This window comes from Rahnella sp. PCH160 (assembly GCF_047784855.1).
Taxonomy (GTDB): Bacteria; Pseudomonadota; Gammaproteobacteria; order Enterobacterales; family Enterobacteriaceae; genus Rahnella.
Map to the genome: position 1 here is coordinate 4,772,993 of NZ_JBLOGT010000001.1, position 22,097 is coordinate 4,795,089.

Genomic DNA, 22,097 nt, shown 5'->3' on the forward strand with positions numbered 1-22,097 from the left:
AGTCCGTGGCATGACGCCCGGAAAAGAAAGCCCGAATACACCGAGTGCGTCCGGGCCGGTAACTGCTGCCTGACGTTTACTGACCCACCACTTCCTGCGGCGCCAGCGGGTTACGGTTGATGAACATCGCATCGCCATAACTGAAGAAACGGTACTGCTCTTCCACCGCCTGGTGGTAAGCATTCAGGGTATTTTTGTATCCGGCAAACGCCGACACCAGCATGATCAGCGTCGATTCAGGCAGGTGGAAGTTGGTAATCAGGCAATCAATCACCTGATAATGGTATCCCGGATAAATGAAGATTTTAGTATCGCCAAAGAATGGCGCGATCAGCGCGTCTTCACTGGCTTTCGCCGCGCTTTCCAGCGAACGGACTGACGTGGTGCCCACGGCCACCACTTTATTGCCGCGCGCTTTACACGCCAGAACCGCATCTACCACTTCCTGAGGCACTTCGGCGTACTCAGCGTGCATGATATGGTCTTCAATGGTGTCAACGCGCACCGGCTGGAACGTCCCCGCGCCGACATGCAGCGTCACGAAAGCAAACTCAACGCCTTTTTCTTTCAGCGCATCCAGCAACGGCTGGTCAAAGTGCAGACCGGCGGTCGGGGCTGCGACAGCGCCCGGACGTTCGCTGTAAACCGTCTGATACAGCTCGCGGTCAGCGTCTTCATCCGGACGGTCAATATAAGGCGGCAACGGCATGTGACCAATTTCGTTGAGCAATGTAAAGACATCGCGGTCTTCATTAAATTGCAGCTCAAACAGGGTGTCGTGACGCGCCACCATCGTCGCTTTAATGTCTTCGTTATCACCCAGCAGCAGTTCAGCACCCGGTTTTGGCGATTTCGACGCACGAACGTGCGCCAGAACGCGGTGCGAATCGAGCACACGCTCGACCAGCACTTCAATTTTACCGCCGCTGACTTTACGGCCAAAGACGCGGGCCGGGATCACGCGGGTATTGTTGAAGACCAGCAGATCGCCGGGCAGGATTTTATCGAGAATATCGGTGAATACGCCGTGCGTTAACTCACCGCTCGGCCCGTCAAGAGACAACAAACGACAGCCGCTGCGCTGGGTCTGCGGATAGCGGGCAATCAGGGATTCCGGGAGTTCAAAAGAAAAATCGGCAACACGCATGGCTTTTCACTTCACTTTAACGACAAAAACAGGCGGCTTAGTCTAGTGGGACGGGGCATCCCCTGCAAGCTTATGCGCGAAGAAAGGCACCCGCTGCCCTGTCAGGGATCAACTTTCCTGCGTTATACTCGCCCGATGAATTTTTTAGCCCACCTCCAGTTAGCATCTTTAGCCGACAGTTCCCTGCTGGGTAATCTGCTGGCGGATTTCGTTCGCGGTAATCCTGACGGGCAATACAGCCCGGAAATTGTCAGCGGGATCCGCATGCATCGACGCGTCGATGTCATGACCGATTCCCTGCCCGAAGTGAAAATTGCCCGCAGCTATTTCCGTGATGATTTCCGCCGCGTCTCGCCGATTACGCTCGATGTGGTCTGGGATCACTTCCTCTCGCGCCACTGGGATTCCCTGCATCCGCAACAGCCGCTGGAAGCGTTTATCGCCGCCTGTCAGCAGGAAATCGAGCCGCAGCTTCCCGGTATGCCGGAACGTTTCCAGAATCTGAATAACTACATCTGGCCGCAGCGCTGGCTTGAACGTTATGCCGTTCTGCCGTTTATTGGCGAAGTTTTGCAGGGCATGGCGAACCGCCGCCCGAAACTCAGCGCACTGAGCGGCTCTTTTCACGATATCGAACTCAATTACGACGCGCTTGAACAATTATTCTGGCAATTTTATCCGGTCATGATGCAGCAGGCGAAAGATCGCCAGCTTTGAGACGTTGCCAGAAAGTTGTGATCGAGGACACAATTCCCTGCAAAACAGGAGGTTGTCGTGAAAGAAGATTGAGACTTACGTCAAAGACTGATAGCCGGATACTATCTGATTGATTGGTCTGAAGGGGTTTATTCACCTGAGGGTTGCCCCTATACTGACAGTCGTTTTGTTCACCCTTTCCTCTCACCTACGACACCCTCAAGGGTCTTAAAGGAGTAATTTATGGTTCTGGTAACTCGCCCAGCCCCTGACTTTACCGCAGCAGCAGTACTTGGTAGCGGCGAAGTAGTTGAAAACTTCAACTTCAAGAAACACACTGCAGGCAAACCAACTGTTATCTTCTTCTGGCCAATGGACTTCACATTTGTGTGTCCGTCTGAGCTGATCGCTTTCGATCACCGTTACGAAGAATTCCAGAATCGTGGCGTTGAAGTTGTTGGTGTTTCCTTCGACTCCGAGTTCGTTCACAACGCATGGCGTAACACGCCGGTTGAGAAAGGCGGTATCGGTCCTGTTAAATACGCCATGGTTGCTGATATCAAACGCGAAATTCAGAAAGCCTACGGAATCGAACATCCGGACGCTGGCGTTGCACTGCGCGGCTCTTTCCTGATTGACAAAGAAGGCGTTGTTCGTCACCAGGTGGTGAACGATCTGCCACTGGGTCGTAACATCGACGAAATGCTGCGTATGGTTGACGCACTGCAATTCCACGAAGAGCACGGCGAAGTGTGCCCGGCTCAGTGGGAAAAAGGCAAAAAAGGCATGGGCGCATCTCCGGATGGCGTGGCTAAATACCTGTCTGAAAACGCTTCAAACCTGTAATCCCTTCACGGATTTAACGGTTATCAACGGTCAGCTTAGCTGGCCGTTTTTTTTGCTCCAGATTTGCCCCGATCACATTTTCCCGCCTCACTGACCCGTTACCTCGCATTTACGTCTACGCTGAAAACGTCCGGTTATCGCCAGAATGGCGTGCACTTTGCATAAAATTCTCCGGCGAACGGAACAACATCGCCATTAAAAAAGCGTTATCACACAATAACCTGAAGGTTATGACTCTAAAAGACAGGGTATAAACAGGAGTTTGAATGTTACGGAATCCATGGAAAAAATCAGTCCTCGCACTGGCAATGCTGACCAGCCTCCCGCTGTACGCGGCGTCCAACCCGGCGGTCGAAGCTAAAAACGGAATGGTCGTCACCTCGCAATATCTGGCCTCACAGGTCGGCGTCGACATTCTGAAAATGGGCGGAAACGCCATTGATGCCGCCGTGGCAGTCGGTTACGCGCAGGCCGTCGTCAACCCATGCTGTGGCAATATCGGCGGCGGTGGCTTCATGACGGTGCATCTGGCTGATGGAAAAGACACATTTATCAATTTTCGCGAAACCGCCCCCGCCGCGGCCAGCGCCAATATGTATCTGGATGCCGACGGTAATGTGAAAAAAGGGGCCAGCCTTTACGGGTATCTGGCCGCCGGCGTGCCGGGAACCGTACTGGGGATGGACACCGTGCAAAAGGAATACGGCAAACTGACCCGCCAGCAGGTGATGGCTCCGGCGATTAAACTGGCGCGTCAGGGCTTTGTGCTGACCCGTGCGGATACCGATATTCTTGATACGACGGTTAAACGTTTCAAAGAAGATCCGGAAGCCGCACGTATTTTCCTGCGTAAAGACGGCAGCGCCCTGCAACCCGGTGACAAACTGGTGCAGACCGATTTAGCCAATACGCTCGAATCCATTTCTAAACACGGACCGGATGCTTTCTATAAAGGTAAAATCCCGGCAGCCGTCGAAGCAGCATCCAAAAAAGGCGGCGGCATCCTGACTGCAGCGGATTTCGCCAGTTACAAAGTGACCGAAGACACGCCAATTACTTGTAGCTATCGCGGATACAAATTTGTTTCAGCACCACCTCCAAGCTCCGGCGGTGTGACGATGTGTGAAATTCTCAACATCGTTGAAGGCTACGACCTGAAAAGCATGGGCTTCAACTCGGCGGCGTCCATTCACACCCTCACCGAAGCCATGCGCCACGCTTACATGGATCGCAATACCTATCTCGGCGACCCGGAGTTCGTGAAAAACCCGGTCGACCGTCTGGTCAGTAAAAGCTACGCCGAAGAAATCCGTAAGAAGATAGAAGCGGATAAAGCGACGCCATCCACGCAGGTTCAGCCGGGTATGGAACCTCACGAGAAACCGGAAACGACGCATTATTCCATCGTCGATAAAATGGGCAACGCCGTTTCCACCACTTACACCGTCAATGGCCGCTTTGGTTCCGTGGTGATTGCGCCGGGAACCGGCTTCTTCCTTAACGACGAAATGGATGATTTCACGACAAAAGTGGGCGAGAAAAACCTGTACGGTCTGGTGCAGGGAACGAAAAATGCCATCGCCCCCGGTAAGCGCCCACTATCATCGATGAGCCCGAGCCTGGTGACCAAAGACGGCAAAATCTTCATGGTTCTGGGTTCACCAGGCGGTTCACGTATCATCACCATCACGCTGCAAACCGCGCTGAACGTGATTGACCACGGAATGCCTCCGCAGGAAGCGGTCGATGCACCGCGTATTCATCATCAGTGGCTGCCGGACGAAGTGTATTACGAGCAGCGCGGTGTTTCGCAGGACAGCCTGAATATCCTGCAAAAAATGGGATACAAAATGGTTGAGCAAACGCCGTGGGGAGCTACGGAACTGATTCTGGTGGGTCTGCCGGGCGCTGCGGGCGTGACGCCGGTGAACTCAGGCAATGACTCGGCGGTGTCGGGGAAAGTCCGGGAAGGCTATCTGTACGGCGCGAATGACGTGCGGCGCCCTGCCGGCGCTGCCATCGGTTACTAATTAGGGTTACTATTTTCCGTAAATGTAAAAGCCCCGATATCGTGATGATATCGGGGCTTTTATTTATCTGCCAAATGTAAGTACTTGCTTACGCTTTGTGGCTGAGCGCCAGCGCTTCTTTCTTACGGTCGTTACGCAATTTGAAGCGGTAACCGACCAGCAGTACCACGACCCAAATCAGACCGACATACAGCGACACGCGGGTATCCGGGAAGTAACCTATCAGACCGATGATAAACACCAGGAAGATGATCCCGAAGACCGAGGTATAAACACCGCCACGCAGCGGGAATTCCAGCTCTTTGACTTGCTGTTTGCTGAGCTTGCGGCGGAAACCAATCTGCGAGAACAGGATCATAATCCACACCCAAACGGTCGCGAAAGTCGCCAGCGATGCAATCACCAGGAAGACGTTGGAAGGCATGATGTAGTTCAGATAAACCGCCACCAGCAGCGCCGCCATCATCACCAGAACCGTGACCCACGGCGTGCCGAGACGCGAAACCTTGCTGAACATTTTAGGCGCCTGCCCCTGCTCTGCCATACCGTGCAGCATACGACCCACGCCGAACACATCACTGTTAATCGCAGAAAGAGACGCGGTGATCACGACGAAGTTCAGAATGGTTGCCGCCGCAGCAATCCCCATATGCTGGAACGTCAGCACAAACGGGCTGCCCTGCGTACCGACCTGATTCCACGGGAAAATTGACATAATCACAAACAGCGTACCCACGTAAAACACCAGGATACGAAGTGGAACGGAGTTGATGGCTTTCGGAATGGATTTCTTCGGATCTTCCGCTTCACCGGCGGTAATACCGATGATTTCGATACCGCCATAGGCAAACATCACCAGTTGCAACGACAGGATCGTGCCCATGATGCCCTGACTGAAGAAGCCGCCGTTGGTCCACAGATTGTGGATACCGGTCGCCTGCCCGCCGTTGCCAATGCCCCAGAAGATGATGCCGAAACCGGCAATGATCATGATGATGATGGTGAACACTTTGAAGAAGGAGAACCAGAACTCCAGCTCACCGAATACCTTCACGCTCACCAGATTGATAGCACCGATAATCAGCACAACACTCAGTACCCAGGTCCATTGCGGCACATCCGGGAACCACACGCCCATGTAAATACCGAACGCCGTCACATCGGCAATTGCGACAATTAGAATTTCAAAACAGTAGGTCCAGCCAGTGATATACCCGGCCATCGGCCCGAGATAATCCTGCGCGTAACGGGAGAACGACCCGCTCTGCGGATTATGGACGGACATCTCACCCAATGCGCGCATGATGATAAACGCGATAATTCCGCCGACCAGATACGCCAGCAGCACGCTCGGCCCTGCCATTTTGATAGCATCGGCAGATCCGTAAAATAACCCGGTACCGATGGCTGAGCCCAGTGCCATAAAGCGAATATGGCGCGTTGTCAGGCCACGTTTTAGCTTCGTGCCTGGCGCTTCTTTTTGCTCTGTTGGTTGTTCAGCTTCTTGCTGCATGTGCATTAACCCGTATGTTTTTTAAATATCAAAAGTGCATATTCTAAAAATAAGCTTTATTTTCTGCCAATGAAAAAGCCACGGAAGATTCTCCGTGGCCCGATTGGCGAAACATTCAGCAGACTAATTATATTTTATGCCGTTGAACATTCACCAAATGATCATTGGTGCGCAGTGACGCTACGCGGGCCGCTGATTTTGTCATAAATACCGACCAGCACCAGCATTAATAATGACGGTGGCAACCAGGCAAGACCCTGCGCCGCCAGCGGCAGATTCGCGGTCCAGGCGGGCATCAGGTCTGTAAAAGCAGACGCTTTGATACCGTCAACAATACCGAAGACCAGGCTGACAACCATTACCGGCGCGACGATACGCGTAGTGTTGTTCCACCAGCGCAGCGTGAAGCTCAGAACCACCAGCGCAATACACGGCGGATAAATTGCAGTCAGAACCGGCACTGAAATTGAAATCAGATGGCTCAGGCCCAGGTTGGACACCAGCATAGAGAACAGGCCCAGAATGAAGACCAGCGTCTTATAAGATAGCGGCAGATACTGAGCAAAGAATTCAGCACAAGCGCAGGTCAGGCCAACCGCAGTCACCATACAGGCGATGAAAATCAGCGCGCCGAGGAAGAAGCTTCCGACGCTGCCAAAAGTATGTGCCACGTAGGCATGCAAGATCACCGCGCCGTTGGTTGCATCCGGCACCAGCGAGGCGCTGTTTTCGCCAAGTTTGAAGAGGCTCAGGTAGACCAGCATCAGGCCGATACCGGCAATCAGCCCCGCCAGAACGGTGTAACGGGTCAGGAGTTTGGCATCGGTCACGCCACGCGAACGTGCTGCGTTAACGATAACAATCCCGAAGACCAGCGCGCCCAGCGTATCCATGGTCAGATAGCCATTAACAAAACCGCTGGAGAACGGCACCGTCTGGTAGGCATCAACCGCAGGCATTGACTGACCGGCAGGCCACAGCAAGGCAGCGATACCCAACGCACCCAGCGCGACCATTTTCAGCGGAGCAAGGAAATGCCCGACGGTATCGAGCAAGCGGCCCGGATACAGAGAGACTCCGATCACCAGCGCGAAATAAATCACGCTGTAAATCAGCAGAGGCAGCGGGCCATCACCGGTCATTGGCGCGATACCCACTTCAAAGGAAACGGTCGCCGTACGCGGCGTGGCAAACAGCGGGCCAACAGCCAGATAACATACCGTTGCCAGCAGAATACCGGCACCACGACCAATTGGCGTACTCAGGGCGTCAACACCGCCACCGACGCGCGCAAGGGCAATCACGGTCATCACGGGAAGACCCACCGCTGTGATCATAAACCCGGCAGCAGCCCACCAGACTTCCTGACCCGCCTGCAAGCCAACCATTGGCGGGAAAATGATATTTCCTGCCCCGACGAATAAGGCGAAGGTCATGAAGCCCAGCGCCAGAATATCTTTATTTGTTAAACGAGTACTCATGATTGGTGTCGTGTTGCCTGTTCAAATGAATAAAGTGTCCGATGCTGTCGTCGTGCCACACCGTCAGAAGGATGAATGGCGTTGTCATTGCCAGAGAGCACCAAAATGAGGACCGGAGTGAGCTTAAAACGCCTGATGATATGCAGATGAATACGTTGTTATGCAGGGAGTATCGAGCGACAGCGGGGCTTAAGGTAAACGTTTATAGCGCAGAAAGGCAAGTCGCGATCCAAAAAGCAGAGTGTTCAACCATATTAATGCATCAAAGCAGTAACAATCACTAAATACCGTACGAAACACGCAATATGATATGTATGATTTTTAAACTAACAAAGCACAAGATATGCTCCGATTAGACGATAATTGCGTGAAATCACCATGAAAAGGTCATTTCACGCACAATATCCAGAATTTTTACGAGGCCAGAATTTATCCAGTTCCCGGATTTACCAGACGCGGGCGGCGATATCCACCACCCGTTTCAGTTTTTCCCACTGCTGCGCTTCGGTCAGGCTGTTGCCCTCTTCTGTTGACGCGAAGCCACACTGCGGGCTGAGGCAAATCTGGTTAATGTCCAGATATTCAGCCGCTTCGGCGATGCGTGCTTCCACGGTTTTCGCCAGTTCCAGCTCGCCGGATTTGGTGGTAATCAGCCCCAGAACCGCCTGCTGATGGCCCTTCTTAATGAAACGCAGTGGCTCGAAACCGCCTGAACGTTCATTGTCATATTCCAGGAAGAAGGCGTCGATATTCACACCGCCAAACAGAATCTCTGCCACCGGCTCGTAGCCACCTTCAGAAATCCAGGTTGAACGGAAGTTACCGCGGCAAACATGCAGGCCAATCACCAGATCATCCGGTTTACCGGCGATAGCTTTGTTCAGCACGTCAGCGTAAGTACGCGCTAACGCCTCCGGAGAGTCGCCACGCTCGCGGATTTGTTTCTTCTGATCTTCAGAGCACAGATACGCCCAGACGGTATCGTCGAGTTGCAGATAACGGCAACCGGCATCATAAAACGCCTTAATCGCGTCGCGGTAAACCTGCGCCAGATCGTCAAAATAGTCTTTCAGATCAGGATAAACGTCTTTGCTGATGGCGTTACGGCCACCGCGGAAATGCATCACGCTCGGGCTGGGAATGGTCATTTTCGGCACAGCCGTTCCGCTGATGCTTTTCAGGAAACGGAAGTCTTCCAGCATCGGGTGCGAACCAAAACCGAGCTTACTCACCACTTTGATGCTGCGCGCCTTCGTCTGCACGCCGTTGAACTGGATCCCCTGAACGGCGTCATACCCTTCCACGCCTTCCAGACCCTCAAAGAAGTCAAAGTGCCACCACGCACGGCGGAATTCGCCATCCGTCACCACTTGCAGACCTGCTTCACGCTGCAAATCCACCACACGGCGGATTTCAGTGTCTTCCACCGCGCGCAGCTGCGCTGCATCAATCTCACCGGCCTGAAACTGTTTGCGGGCTTCTTTGATCGCGGCCGGACGCAGGAAACTGCCAACGACGTCAGCGCGGAACGGAGGGGTTGTACGTTGCATGAAAACTCCTTATGCCATCACGCCTCTGGCGGAATGCAAATGATTTACAACGTAAATAATTACGCTGCGTTATTTATAGACATCTGGATGTCTAAACGGCTTTAAGGCCATACTGTCATGCAGTCTGTTCACCCACAACAGAGGAATTTTCATGGGACGTGAAATAAATTCATGATCAGGAGACAACATCACGCATAAATAGAAATGAAAAAGCCTGCTATCGGCTGATAACAGGCTTTAAGGATATGGCGGAAATTAAGGTTTTACGGAGACTGGAGAGTCTGAACCCTGTGGAACAATCAATTTTGGTGCCAGCGTAAACATAAACCGCGTGCCGACGCCGACTTCGCTGAGCACTTCGAGTTTGGCGTTATGATGGCTAAGTGCATGTTTCACGATAGCCAGCCCCAGCCCGCTGCCGCCGGTCTGGCGTGAGCGCGCTTTATCGACACGGTAAAAACGTTCGGTCAGACGCGGTAAGTGCTGGGGCGCAATGCCCGGCCCGTTGTCGCTAATCTGGAACTGCGCACCGTGCTGAATTTGCTGCCAGCTGACTTCAATCCGTGTGCCCGGCGGAGTGTGATTCACGGCGTTATACACCAGATTCGACACCGCGCTGCGCAGTTGATCTTCATTGCCAAAAACTTTCAGCTTCTCGTTTACGCGAAACACCACTTCATGTTTCCCGCCGCTTAACGTCTGCACTTCCCGCTCAAGCATGTTGAGCATCAGCGGAATATCAACTTTCTCGTGCATGTCGATATTGGCGGAGGCTTCGATTTTCGACAGGGTCAGCAACTGTTTCACCAGCCCATCCATGCGCCGCGTCTGTTCCTGCATCGTATCCAGCGCTTTGGTGCGGAACGGCTCTTCCAGTTTGGCGTCTTCCATCATTTCCAGATACCCCTGCAACACCGTCAGCGGTGTGCGAAGTTCATGGCTGACGTTCGCGAAGAAGTTACGTCGTGCGCCTTCGAGCTGACGCATCTGCGTCACGTCGCGCGCAACCATCAGAAGCTGCCCCTCGGAATACGGCATCACGCGAAACTCCACGTAATGTTCGTTATTGAGTTGCAGGTTGAGGGCACGGCTGAAGTCGCGCGTCTGGATCCAGGTACGGAATTCCGGATAACGGAGCAGGTTAAAAATGTGCTGCCCGTTGTCTTCCGGCCAGCGAAATCCCAGCAGATCCTGCGCCAGTCCGTTACACCAGAAAATATTGCCCTCTTCCGTCGCCAGAACCACCGCATCCGGCAGCGATTCAGCCCCGCTGCGGAAACGTTTGATCAACTGGCCTAATTCACGACGACGTCGCCGGTTACGCATCTGCATCTGGTTAAGCCCGTAAAACAACGGTTCCCAGCTCCAGCGCCCGTTCGGCGGGGTGATGCTGCGGTCAAGCCACAGCCAGTGAGAGAGTTTAAGCTGGTTGTAATAATTCCAGCCCAGCGCCGCAGCCAGCGACGCAAAAAGAAGCCAGCCGAAATGGCCGACAAAGACACCGAGGATCAGCGCTGGCAGGCAAAAAAGAAACAATTCACCGGCCAGACGTTTCCATGATAAACGTTCTAACACACAGATTCTCCGCTGTGGGACTCAATAACGCGTTGAGAAACGATATCCGGTACCACGAACAGTCTGGATCATTCTGTCATGTCCACTGGTTTCCAGCGCTTTACGCAAACGACGAATATGCACGTCTACCGTGCGATCTTCCACATAAACGTTAGTGCCCCACACGTTATTGAGCAACTGTTCCCTGCTGTAAACGCGTTCGGAGTGGGTCATAAAGAAGTGTAACAACTTAAATTCGGTCGGCCCCATGTCGAGCGCCTGCTCGTTGGCCATCACCCGGTGAGACGACGGATCCAGGCTCAGCCCCTGCATGTCGATCACTTCTTCCACCGCCATTGGCGAAATCCGGCGCATCACAGCTTTAATACGGGCGACCAGTTCTTTGGGTGAAAACGGTTTGGTGATGTAATCATCGGCACCGACTTCCAGTCCGCGCACCCTGTCTTCTTCTTCACCGCGTGCGGTCAGCATCATCACCGGAATTTCGCGGGTGAGCGCTTCACGTTTAAGGTGCTTAATAAACTGAATACCGGAACCGCCGGGTAACATCCAGTCGAGCAGGATCAGTTCAGGGTAAGGTTCCACTAACTGGCCAATCGCTGAATCAAAATCTTCAGCCTCTACTGCCTGATATCCATTCTGTTCCAGTACAAAACACACCATTTCACGGATTGGAGCTTCGTCTTCAACCACCAATATACGTCTAGCCATCGTAGGTCCTGCCAATAGGTTAGCGATCTTTTATTTGATTGCGGGCGCCATTATGCGTCAGTTTTGTGACAGATTTATGAATGAAAATGATGGTCCATTTAAGGCAAATATGACAGATAAATTCTTGCCATCCTGCTGAAATTGGTCTGATTTATCGGGGACAGGTTCCCCCGCCGACGTTTATACTTTGCCCCATTGTCGTCATACAGGGTTCACACGGGAGTCTCATGCGCCTGATCCACACCTCCGACTGGCACCTCGGTCAGTACTTTTTCACCAAAAGCCGCGCCGCTGAACATCAGGCCTTTTTGCGCTGGCTGACCGGTCAGGTGCAGCAACATCAGGTGGACGCCGTCATTGTCGCCGGTGACATCTTTGATACCGGTTCACCGCCCAGTTACGCCCGCGAGTTGTATAACCGCTTCGTGGTGGAATTACAACACACCGGCTGTCAGTTAATAGTACTGGCCGGGAATCACGATTCCGTCGCCACGCTCAATGAATCCCGTGAACTGCTTTCGTGCCTGAATACGCGGGTGATCGCCACCGTAGGCGAAAATCTGGATGAGCAGGTCTTGGTGCTGAACACGCGCGAAGGCCAGCCCGGCGCGGTGTTGTGTGCGATTCCGTTTTTGCGCCCGCGTGATTTACTGGCCAGCCAGGCCGGGCAGTCCGGCAACGATAAGCAGCTCGCCTTGCAGGAAGCCATTGCGGCGCATTATGACGCGCTGTATCAGGTCGCGCAGGCCAAACGTCAGGAACTTGGCGTGCCGCTGCCGATTATCGCCACCGGCCATCTGACCACCGTCGGCGTCAGCACGTCTGACTCCGTGCGCGACATCTATATAGGCACGCTCGACGCCTTCCCGGCGCAGGCGTTTCCCCCGGTGGATTACGTGGCGCTCGGGCACATTCACCGCGCCCAGTGCGTCGCGAAAACCGAACATATCCGTTACAGCGGTTCACCGATTGCGCTAAGTTTCGATGAGCTCAGCAAAACCAAAAGCGTGTACCTGATTGATTTCGAAGGCGATACGCTTAACGCCATCGACACGCTGGAGATCCCCGTTTTCCAGCCGATGCAGATCATCAAAGGCTCGCTGGCCGACATCGAAAAACAGCTGGCGCAGTTTGCAGAAGGCGATGCAGATAAACCGGTCTGGCTGGATATCGAAGTCGCCACACAGGATTATCTCAGTGATATCCAGCGGCGTATTCAGGCTCTGACGGCAGATTTACCGGTGGAAGTGGTTCTGCTTCGCCGCAGTAAAGAACAGCGTATTAACAGCATCGAACAACAGGAAAAAGAAACGCTCAGCGAACTGAGTGTGAGTGACGTGTTCGAACGGCGTTTGGCGCAGGAAACCGACCCCGACGAACCGCGTCAGGCGCGGATGCGCACGCTGTTTGCTCAGGTTGTCAGCCAGGTCACCCGCGGCGAGTCCGCAGAGGATGCCGCACAATGAAAATTCTCAGTCTGCGTTTAAAAAACCTGAACTCGCTGGAAGGTGAATGGAAAATTGACTTCACCGCAGAGCCTTTTGCCAGCAACGGATTATTCGCCATCACCGGCCCGACCGGCGCGGGGAAAACCACCCTGCTCGACGCCATCTGTCTGGCGCTCTATCACCAGACGCCGCGCCTGAACGTCACGCCGAGTCAGAATGAACTGATGACCCGCCACACCGCCGAATCACTGGCGGAAGTCGAGTTTGAGGTCAAAGGCATTGGCTACCGCGCTTTCTGGAGCCAGCGCCGTGCCAAAAACTCGCCGGACGGCAATTTACAGGCGCCCAAAGTAGAACTGGCGCTGCTGGCCGACGGCAAAATTCTGGCCGACAAAGTGCGCGATAAGCTCGACGCCATTGCAGAACTGACCGGGCTGGATTTCGGCCGTTTCACCAAATCGATGATGCTTTCACAAGGCCAGTTCGCCGCATTCCTGAATGCAGATGCCAACGACCGCGCGGAATTGCTGGAAGAACTCACCGGCACCGAAATCTACGGGCGGCTTTCTGAACGCGTGTTTGAACAACATAAAGAAGCCAAAAATCAGCTAGACGGTTTGTATCAGCGCATGGCCGGTATCGAGTTGCTCAGCGAAGAGCAGCGTCAGGCGTTCGAAACGGAACTGGCCGCGCTGAACGCACAGGAAATTGTTCTCAGCCAGCAGGCGCTGCAACGCCAGCAGGATCTGAACTGGCTGCAACAGTGGCAACAGGTGCAGCAAAAACATCAGCAATCTCAGCAGCAGCTAACAGCAGCGGAGCAGGAAAACCTCGCCGCCGCGCCGCAGTTGCAACAACTGGCGCGCAGTGAACCGGCTGAAAAGCTGCGTCCGCTGCTCAGCGACCGGTTGCGCTGTGAGAAAGAAACGCAGGATTTACAGCAGGTGCTTACGCAACTGATTCAGCAGCAGGAACAACAGGCGGCGCAGATGACGCCGCTGGCTCTGGCGCTGGAACAGGCGAAAGCTGCACGCCAGAAACAGACCGACGAACAGCGCCAGTTACACACGCTGATGGATGAAAAAGTTCTGCCGCTGGATAACGACATTGCCCAGTGCCGCAAATCGCAGGCTGATACTCAGCAGGGCGTCAGTGACGTGCAGAAACAGGCTAATGAGCACAACGCGACGCTGGCGACAATCACCGAAGAACGCCGGAAACTGGATGCTAAGACCGAGCAGCATCAGAGGAAACACACCACGCTGACCGGCACGCTTCAGGCTCAGCAACAGCGTCAGGCTGAACAGGAAAAACAGTATCCGCTGGCGGCGTTGCAGAAACGGCAATCAGAACTGGCGCAACTGCGTCCGGTGCGTCAGCAGCTGTATTCACTCGCGCAAATTTTTCCTCAGCTCGACTCGCGTGTCCGTCAGCAACACAAAGATTTAATGCAGAATCAGACGGCAATCGTGGAAGAAGAACAACAGCTTGATGCAATCCGTCTGCAATGCCAGAAACAGCTCGAGCATCTGAATGATGTCAAAGCACGCCTGAAAAGTGAGGAACTGATCGTCAGCCTGACGGCAGAGCGCGCGAACCTGCAAAGCGGCCAGGCCTGCCCGCTGTGCGGTTCAACCTCGCATCCGTCGATTGAAAGTTATCAGGAAATTAAACCGTCTGAAACGGCGCAGCGTGCCGAAAAAATGCAGCTGGAATTCGACGCGGCAAAAGCCAGCGGAATCGAACTGGCCGCGAAAATTAAAAGTCTGAAAGAACAGCAAAAGCGCCTGCAAACTCAGTTGGAGCAAGATCAGCAACAGCTGAATGCGCATCTCGAAAGCTGGCAGAAACTCAGTGACCCGCTCGGCCTGACGTTCACCCTTCATGATGCGCCGGACATTCAGCAATGGCTGGCGTCGTGCGATCAGGAAGAACAGCAAACGCACGAAGCCATCCGCCAGCATGAGCAACTGGCGCGTGAGCTGCAACAGGCGAAAGATGCCCTGAGTGAAGCCGTCAGCGAACAACAAAAAGTTCAGCAGCAAAGCGCATTGCTGGCGGAGCGTTTTACGCTGACGCAGCAGAACCTGACGAAATCTCAGGAACAGCTTGAACGCCTGCAAACCCAGTATATGGGCGGCGAGAAAACGCTGAAAGACCTGACGGCGCAACGCACAGAACTCTTCGGCGACCGTCAGGTCACGCAGGTTCGCGAGCACTTACATCAGCAACAACAGGCGGGCGAAAAAGCAGTAAGCGAAGCGGAGATTGCCCTGCACCGGGCGCAGGAACTTCGCGACAAACTGGCCGGGCAGCTCGCCAGCACACAACTGCAATTTCAACAGGCCACGGCGCGTCTGCATCAGGCGCAAGCAGACTGGCAACAGGCGCTGGACGTCAGCGAATTTGCAGATGAAGACGCGGTGAAACTCGCCCTGCTCGACGACGCATTACGCCAGCAACTTCAGCAGCGTAAAGACCAGCTGCAAAAACAACTGGCGCAGGCTCAGGCGCTGTTGAGCGACGCCAAAGAAACACGGGAGAAACATCGCCTTACGCGTCCTGCGCATCTGAGTGAAAGCGAAAGTGATCTTACAGCGCTGATTGCAGAGCAGGAATCGCTGTCGCAAAGCCTGAAAGCATTACAGCAGCGCACCGGCGAAGTGAGTAATCAGCTTAAATTCGACAAGGAACGCCGCGGCAACCAGCAGGCGCTTATCGCGCAGATTGCGCAGGCACAACTGACCTGCGATGACTGGGGATATCTCAATCAGATGATTGGCTCCAGCGATGGCGCAAAATTCCGTAAATTCGCGCAGGGTCTGACGCTGGATCATCTGGTGTATCTGGCGAACCGCCAGCTGGAAAAACTGCATGGCCGCTATCTGTTGCAGCGTAAAACCAGTGACGCGCTGGAGTTACAGGTTGTCGATACGTGGCAGGCCGACGCCGTGCGTGATACCCGCACGTTATCCGGCGGTGAGAGTTTTCTGGTCAGTCTGGCGCTGGCGCTGGCGTTGTCAGATCTGGTGAGCGATAAAACCCGCATCGACTCGCTGTTTCTCGACGAAGGTTTCGGCACGCTCGACGCCGACACGCTGGATACCGCGCTGGACGCCCTCGACAGCCTGAACGCCTCCGGTAAAACCATCGGCGTGATCAGCCACGTCGAAGCGATGAAAGACCGCATCCCGGTGCAAATCAAAGTGACCAAAGTCAACGGGCTGGGCATCAGCCGTCTGAGCAGTGAATTTAAAGTTCCGTCGCAATAAACGACAAAGCCGCATGATGCCATTACATCATGCGGCTTTTGTCTGTCGGAAAATTACAACGCGAAACGCGACTGCGGCCACAGCCAGGCTGCACCGCGAACACCGCTGGAATCGCCGTGAACCGCTTTGAGGATCGGCGTTTCACATTCACCACCAAACACCCATTGTTTGATCAGCACGGGAACGGTCTGGTAGAGACGATCCACATTGCTCATGCCGCCGCCAAAAACGATGACGTCTGGATCGAGAATATTCACCACATTGGCCAGCGCTTTCGCCAGACGTCGCTCGTAACGGCCCAGCGCCAGTTCAGCCGTTTCATCGCCCTGTTCGACAAGCTCAATAATTTCCGCACCTTTCAGCCGCTGACCTGACAACCGGAAATAATCTTCCGCAAAGCCGGTGCCCGACACAAACGTCTCCACGCAGCCGGATTTGCCGCAATAACAGGGCACGTCACGGGCGAACTGAATTTCCTCTTCATCCTGCCACGGCAACGGGTTATGCCCCCACTCGCCGGCATTGCCGTTTCCGCCCGCGTGCGCCACGCCGTTAAGCGCAACGCCGGAACCACAGCCGGTGCCGATAATCACCGCAAACACCGTATGACGCCCGGCACCCGCGCCGTCGGTGGCTTCGGAAACCGCCAGACAGTTGGCGTCGTTGGCAATGTGGACTTCACGTTTTAACAACAACGCCAGATCTTCATCCAGCTGCTGACCGTTGAGCCAGACCGAGTTGGCATTTTTCACCTTACCGGTAAACGGTGAGAGCGTGCCGGGGATCCCCAGCCCGACGCTGCCGTGCTGGCCGGTGGCTTTTTCGGCGTCCCGCACCAGACCTTCAATCGCTTTCAGCGTGCGTTCGTAATCATTTCTTGGCGTATCCACCCGCTTGCGGAACAGTTCACCGCCGCTGTCCGATAACGCGATGACTTCTATTTTTGTGCCGCCTAAATCAATGCCAATTCGCACGTTTTCTCTCCTTTTTCTGCCGGTAGGGTCTGTTATTTTGAGGTTAATTCAGTTTAGAAGCTCGCGGCTATCGTCACCAGAATAAGCTGTTATGCAATGTTTCACGTGGCGGCGATTTCTTAACGACGACCCGCGCTCAATTGGTTATCATGCTGCCCTGCATTCATTTAATCAGCGTACCACGAGTGCGCCGGGACAGGGATAACGCCATGTTATGGTTTAAGAATTTGTTGGTATACCGTTTGAGCCGTGAAGTTTCGTTATCTGCTGACGAAATGGAAAAACAGCTCAGCGCATTCACCTTTACCCCGTGCGGCAGCCAGGATATGGCGAAAACCGGCTGGGTTTCACCGATGGGTTCCCACGGTGGTGATGCGCTGACTCACGTTAACGGCGGTCAGATCCTGATCTGCGCCCGTAAAGAAGAAAAAATCCTGCCTTCTCCGGTCATCAAACAGGAGTTACAGGCCAAGATCGATCAGCTTGAAGGTGAGCAGCACCGCAAGCTGAAGAAAACCGAAAAAGATTCCCTGAAAGACGAAGTGCTGCACAGCCTGATGCCGCGCGCATTCAGCCGTTTCAGCCAGACGTTCATGTGGATCGACACCGTTAACGGCCTGATCATGGTGGATGCCGCCAGCGCGAAGAAAGCCGAGGACATGTTGGCGCTGCTGCGTAAAAGCCTGGGTTCACTGCCGGTTGTGCCGCTGACCATGGAAAGCCCGATTGAGCTGACGCTGACCGAATGGGTACGTTCGGGCCAGACGCCAGCCGGTTTTACCCTGCAAGATGAAGCCGAACTGAAAGCGATTCTGGAAGACGGCGGCGTGATCCGCTGTAAGAAGCAGGCGCTGGTTAGCGACGAAATCGCCACGCATATCGAGAATGGCAAACTGGTGACCAAGCTGGCCGTCGATTGGCAGGAACGCATTGCTGTCATGCTGGCCGACGATGGCAGCATCAAACGTCTGAAATTCAGCGATATTATCCGTGATCAAAACGAAGACATCGACCGCGAAGATTTCGCCGGACGTTTCGATGCGGATTTCGTACTGATGACCGGTGAACTGGCAGCGTTAATCCAGAATCTGATCGAGGCGCTGGGCGGCGAAGCACAACGCTAGTTATACCCTTCATCCTTCAAGCTGCCTCCGCGTTGGCCGCCTTGATGCAACTCGAATGATTTTGGGTATACGGAGTTATGAAATAAGAAAAGGCGCTCATTGGCGCCTTTTCTGTTTGTGCTGTGTCTGAATGATTTACTTCGTCAAGTATTTACAGAGATACGACGTGGTTTCGCCGACCTGCAAATTGAATTCACTTTTACCCGGAATGTAGAAGGTTTCGCCTGGCTTAAAGACCTGCCAGTCCGGAGACCCCGGGATCAACACTTTCAGCGAGCCGCTGATCACTGTCATTTCTTCCGGCTTAGCGGTGCCGAAAGTGTATTCACCAATGGCCATCACGCCAACGCTGGCTGAACCCGTGCTGTCGCTGTCAAAACCAATCGACTTCACTTTCCCGTCAAAATACTCATTATTTTTCAACATAGATTGGCCCTTTGCGATAATTTTCAGAGCCTCCATATTAGGGGCAGAAACCTCGTTCTGTCACTGATTATTACCGCTTTATCTGCAACAGACGACACCGCCCGCAAAGCGGCGTCACTGATTTGATTTTAGCGTCGCACAATGCCATTGTGGGTGGCTGTCCCTCAGTTCAAACACCGTGAATGTCTGTTGCAAACTCATCAAAAAAACCTCTTAAAACTTCGTGACCGGCGCTCAGGCGCACGAGCTAAAACGGTCACGAACGCTGTTCATCATCGGAACAGTCAGTGTTTAATGCTGGCCAGATAACGGCCCTGGTGTTGGCGTAAAAAAAATGAATAAAAAATAATCCGGGTCCGTTACTGGTCATTGCAATAAAAAATCATTGCCAGTACTCATCACCCAATTTTTCGGCTATTTGCCGGGTCACGGCAATCAGTCCTTCCTTTATGCCTTCCGGAATGTTTCTCCCCTTTTCAGGAGAAGGAAAAGACAAACAAAGTCCTGCTGTTTCATTTCGATGTTTATTAAAAATGCTGGTCGCTAAAGAACTTATGCCCTGAAGCGTTTCATTATTGGCAAACGATAATCCTGTCTGCCGGACTTCTGCCAGCCTGGCTAAAAGAAGATCCATATTGGTGGGGGAATTGACGGAGTTCACCTGGTATTCCCCGTTAAAACGCTTTACCACGTCTTCGTCACTGAACCGTGCCAGAATCGCACGGCCAATGGCCGTCTCATGCGCGGGCAGCAGGCTCCCGGCGGGCGTCACCACCTGCAGATAGGTTCTGCCGGGGAACATCCGCATAACCATAATGTCCCGCCCATCAAGCATCGAAACATACCCGGTGCATTGCGTCAGTTGGCTCAGTTGCGTCATATACGGTGAAACGGAATCCACCAGCGGTGCGGATAAATAATGACTGGAGACCGCCAGTAATAATTTACCGATCCGGTATAAACGGCTGTCCAGATCGCGTTCCAGAAGCCCTTGCGTTTCCATCGTCATCAGTAAACGTGAAACCGTACTTTTCGGTAATTTTAATTTTTCGACCACGTCGCTGAATGACAAGCCTGGATGTCCCTGTCGGATCCCCTGGGTTGAAAATAGCTTCAGCACTGCAGCCGCATTTTCTAAAGTCGTCATAAAGGAGGGCGTTCCGCTATATGGAACAGGGTTCCTGTTAAATTAAATAAAACCTAAAGCTGATACGTGTCAGCGTCAAGACGTTTATTTAACCGCCAGAAAATGACTGATAAATGAATATGCTTAAAGAAATTCCTAAAACAACGAAATGGGGAGGAGAACGGAATGAGTGCCGAGTATTTATGAAGTGAACGATGTAAAACTCAGCAGATTATCTTGATTAAAGATTACGCAAAATATACAGCGCGATGGAAGCTTCGATCAGAATGATTGTGATCGACCAGATTGCGGGCATAGCCTTACTGTGCTGGTTGAAGAAAGACATCAGGGGTTTCATCATCGGGTCCGTTGTGGGTTTTCAGCGTCACGGCGCTGCGTCTAAGTAATCACCTGAGTTATTAGTTTACGCCCGGTCATACATACGCACAATACATAGACAAATGTGGTCATCACCACGAGAAATGGCACGTTTTGTTGACACTTTACGGCCGGATTTAAGGCAAAAAAAACGGGCCTCAGAGGCCCGCCATGGTGACGTTTTACAACAGGTAGCGTTTAACGCGCCATCGACAACGCCAGAACGTCCGTAATGGAATTCACCACCTGCGCAGGATCCTGCGTGCCATCCACTACATGGTGAGCGGCTTCCTGATACAAGGCTTCGCGTTCGTTCAGCACCTGCATCATTTCTTCGGTAATCGGCCTGCCGGTCAGCGTCGGCCGCTGATCTTCCTGCGGGGCATCTTCCAGACGGTTTGCCAGCGTCGACGCCGGTGAACGCAGATAAATAACAGTCCCGGCATCGCGCATAAAATCACGATTTTCCTGCGCAAGCACCGCACCACCGCCGGTCGCGACTACGGTCAGCGGTGAGCAAACGGCTTTCAGTGCTTCGGTTTCACGGCGACGGAATCCCTCCCAACCTTCACGGTCGACAATATCCGCCACGCTGAGGCCTGAGGTGCGCAACAGGTGCTGATCGGTATCGACAAATTTATAGCCCAGCGCCTTTGCAAGCGCACTGCCCACTGTCGTTTTACCCGCGCCACGCGCGCCTACCATGAAAATGGGTTGTGTCATTACCGCTATCCTTTATTCCCCGAAAGTCCCGTATCTCACCTGATGAAAATCATCATCAATATGAAGTCTTTGTCGCAATAAGTGGTTTGATGTACTGGTTCCGCGCTGTACTCGCAAGATAGTACAACAAAAAAGCCTCACTGGCAGATTTTTGTCACCTGCCGGTGAAGCTTCTGTAGCGTTTTATTTACGCCATCAGGGCATCATACTGAAAAATCCTTGTAGCGCAATGCCCTGCATGCCGCATAGAAAGCAACAATACCTAAGTGACTGTATCACCTGGGTTTACAGATATACACGATGGCCGGTGGGAAATTCTTCACAACACGGATTTTTTTCCAGGTGAAATAGCGCGACAGTAATTTCTCAGACATTTGGCTGTACTGAAACAACACCAGCACACCGTCTTTACTTTTCAGCTGCTGCTGCGTTTTTTGCAAAATCTTCATGCTGGTCCGTACCGGCATCGACAGCAGCGGCAGGCAGGAAAACACCGCATCGTAATCCGTACGCATGTGCTCGGCAGAATGCGCCATCACCTGCAAACGGCGATCTTCCATCTGATTAAGCTTACGGACAAACGCGGGCTGGATTTCAAACGCCTCAAGCTTCGCATCCGCACGCATCCGGCTGAGGATCCGGCGGGTCAGCACGCCGTCAGCCGCGCCAAGCTCTGCGATGTCCTGCGACGTGGTCCAGTCTATCTGGTTCAGCATCGCATGGCACAGCCACGGGGAGGACGGCATTAGCGTCCCCATCGTCCGTGGAGAGGTAATAAAATTCTGCAGATAGAAAAATTGGTTCTGAATCGAAAGACCGGTGTTCTTGATTGTCGTTCTTGCGGCATTCAACATTTTAACTCCTCCTGAGGAAGTAGACCGCGATTACACCAAAAAATTCTTAAGAAATGATTAATCAGGGGAATTATTATCAGAAAGATTTATCTCAAAGAAAACACATGGGAGGATTCTCAAAGTACGCTGTAAATAACGGGAGTGGTATAAATAATAAAAAGGCCAATGTCAGGTGACACTGGCCTTCTCATACTTATTGATATAATAACGTCTTAATAAACAA

Annotated in this window: 17 protein-coding genes; 6 read left to right on the forward strand and 11 right to left on the reverse strand. The window is 53.2% G+C overall.

Going from position 1 to position 22,097, the window contains the following annotated elements; genetic code table 11:
• Positions 1 to 76: 76 nt before the first annotated feature.
• On the reverse strand, positions 77 to 1,147 hold the full coding sequence (gene queA, locus ACM5QY_RS22350) for a tRNA preQ1(34) S-adenosylmethionine ribosyltransferase-isomerase QueA (protein WP_416122726.1): 1,071 nt from the start codon (positions 1,145 to 1,147) through the stop codon (positions 77 to 79).
• A gap of 135 nt (positions 1,148 to 1,282) precedes the next feature.
• On the opposite strand from queA, the gene ACM5QY_RS22355 reads away from it, so the two are divergent.
• The 3 genes from ACM5QY_RS22355 to ggt all read left to right on the forward strand — a co-directional run bounded on the left by ACM5QY_RS22355 (position 1,283) and on the right by ggt (position 4,719).
• Positions 1,283 to 1,864 (forward strand): ACP phosphodiesterase, encoded by a 582-nt coding sequence (locus ACM5QY_RS22355; RefSeq protein WP_104923094.1) that lies wholly within the window; start codon positions 1,283 to 1,285, stop codon positions 1,862 to 1,864.
• Positions 1,865 to 2,086: 222 nt separating this feature from the next.
• A complete protein-coding gene (locus ACM5QY_RS22360; RefSeq protein ID WP_013576674.1) occupies positions 2,087 to 2,689 on the forward strand; it encodes a peroxiredoxin C in 603 nt (200 codons plus the stop codon).
• A 266-nt stretch (positions 2,690 to 2,955) separates the two neighbouring features.
• Complete coding sequence (ggt, locus tag ACM5QY_RS22365) at positions 2,956 to 4,719, forward strand: gamma-glutamyltransferase (protein WP_416122727.1); 1,764 nt, start codon at positions 2,956 to 2,958, stop codon at positions 4,717 to 4,719.
• Between the two features lie 88 nt (positions 4,720 to 4,807).
• On the opposite strand, the gene proY is transcribed toward ggt, so the two are convergent.
• The 5 genes from proY to phoB form a co-directional block, all read right to left on the reverse strand.
• Entirely contained in the window at positions 4,808 to 6,232 is a 1,425-nt protein-coding gene (gene proY, locus ACM5QY_RS22370) for a proline-specific permease ProY (RefSeq protein WP_416122728.1), read from the reverse strand.
• Positions 6,233 to 6,393: 161 nt separating this feature from the next.
• Positions 6,394 to 7,713 carry a branched-chain amino acid transport system II carrier protein gene (gene brnQ, locus ACM5QY_RS22375; RefSeq protein ID WP_416122729.1) on the reverse strand — a complete coding sequence of 440 codons (1,320 nt, stop codon included), beginning with the start codon at positions 7,711 to 7,713 and terminating at the stop codon, positions 6,394 to 6,396.
• A gap of 446 nt (positions 7,714 to 8,159) precedes the next feature.
• Complete coding sequence (locus tag ACM5QY_RS22380) at positions 8,160 to 9,263, reverse strand: cobalamin-independent methionine synthase II family protein (protein WP_416122730.1); 1,104 nt, start codon at positions 9,261 to 9,263, stop codon at positions 8,160 to 8,162.
• A gap of 255 nt (positions 9,264 to 9,518) precedes the next feature.
• Entirely contained in the window at positions 9,519 to 10,838 is a 1,320-nt protein-coding gene (gene phoR / locus ACM5QY_RS22385) for a phosphate regulon sensor histidine kinase PhoR (protein WP_416122731.1), read from the reverse strand.
• Positions 10,839 to 10,859: 21 nt separating this feature from the next.
• The gene (gene phoB / locus ACM5QY_RS22390) at positions 10,860 to 11,549 is read right to left on the reverse strand and encodes a phosphate response regulator transcription factor PhoB (RefSeq protein ID WP_013576682.1); all 690 of its coding nucleotides are present in this window, start codon (positions 11,547 to 11,549) and stop codon (positions 10,860 to 10,862) included.
• Between the two features lie 227 nt (positions 11,550 to 11,776).
• Between phoB and sbcD the strand changes: the two genes are divergently transcribed.
• Together sbcD and sbcC are read left to right on the forward strand one after the other, a co-directional pair.
• Positions 11,777 to 13,015, forward strand: a complete 1,239-nt coding sequence (gene sbcD, locus ACM5QY_RS22395) for an exonuclease subunit SbcD (protein ID WP_416122732.1) — start codon at positions 11,777 to 11,779, stop codon at positions 13,013 to 13,015.
• On the forward strand, positions 13,012 to 16,269 hold the full coding sequence (sbcC, locus tag ACM5QY_RS22400; RefSeq protein WP_416122733.1) for an exonuclease subunit SbcC: 3,258 nt from the start codon (positions 13,012 to 13,014) through the stop codon (positions 16,267 to 16,269). Before sbcD ends, sbcC begins: the two co-directional genes overlap by 4 nt.
• 53 nt (positions 16,270 to 16,322) lie before the next feature.
• Here the strand turns inward: sbcC and mak are convergent, their stop codons facing one another.
• A complete protein-coding gene (gene mak / locus ACM5QY_RS22405) occupies positions 16,323 to 17,243 on the reverse strand; it encodes a fructokinase (protein ID WP_416122734.1) in 921 nt (306 codons plus the stop codon).
• 209 nt (positions 17,244 to 17,452) lie between these two features.
• Here mak and rdgC point away from each other — a divergent pair, with 209 nt between their 5' ends.
• Positions 17,453 to 18,367 (forward strand): recombination-associated protein RdgC, encoded by a 915-nt coding sequence (gene rdgC / locus ACM5QY_RS22410; RefSeq protein WP_416122735.1) that lies wholly within the window; start codon positions 17,453 to 17,455, stop codon positions 18,365 to 18,367.
• A 135-nt stretch (positions 18,368 to 18,502) separates the two neighbouring features.
• Here the strand turns inward: rdgC and ppnP are convergent, their stop codons facing one another.
• The 4 genes from ppnP to ACM5QY_RS22430 form a co-directional block, all read right to left on the reverse strand.
• Positions 18,503 to 18,793, reverse strand: a complete 291-nt coding sequence (gene ppnP / locus ACM5QY_RS22415) for a pyrimidine/purine nucleoside phosphorylase (protein WP_416122736.1) — start codon at positions 18,791 to 18,793, stop codon at positions 18,503 to 18,505.
• A gap of 382 nt (positions 18,794 to 19,175) precedes the next feature.
• Complete coding sequence (locus ACM5QY_RS22420; RefSeq protein ID WP_416122737.1) at positions 19,176 to 19,940, reverse strand: IclR family transcriptional regulator; 765 nt, start codon at positions 19,938 to 19,940, stop codon at positions 19,176 to 19,178.
• 555 nt (positions 19,941 to 20,495) lie between these two features.
• Positions 20,496 to 21,020, reverse strand: coding sequence for a shikimate kinase AroL (aroL, locus tag ACM5QY_RS22425; protein ID WP_416122738.1), 525 nt, complete (start codon positions 21,018 to 21,020; stop codon positions 20,496 to 20,498).
• 275 nt (positions 21,021 to 21,295) lie between these two features.
• Positions 21,296 to 21,874 carry a class I SAM-dependent methyltransferase gene (locus tag ACM5QY_RS22430; protein WP_416122739.1) on the reverse strand — a complete coding sequence of 193 codons (579 nt, stop codon included), beginning with the start codon at positions 21,872 to 21,874 and terminating at the stop codon, positions 21,296 to 21,298.
• Positions 21,875 to 22,097 lie beyond the last annotated feature (223 nt).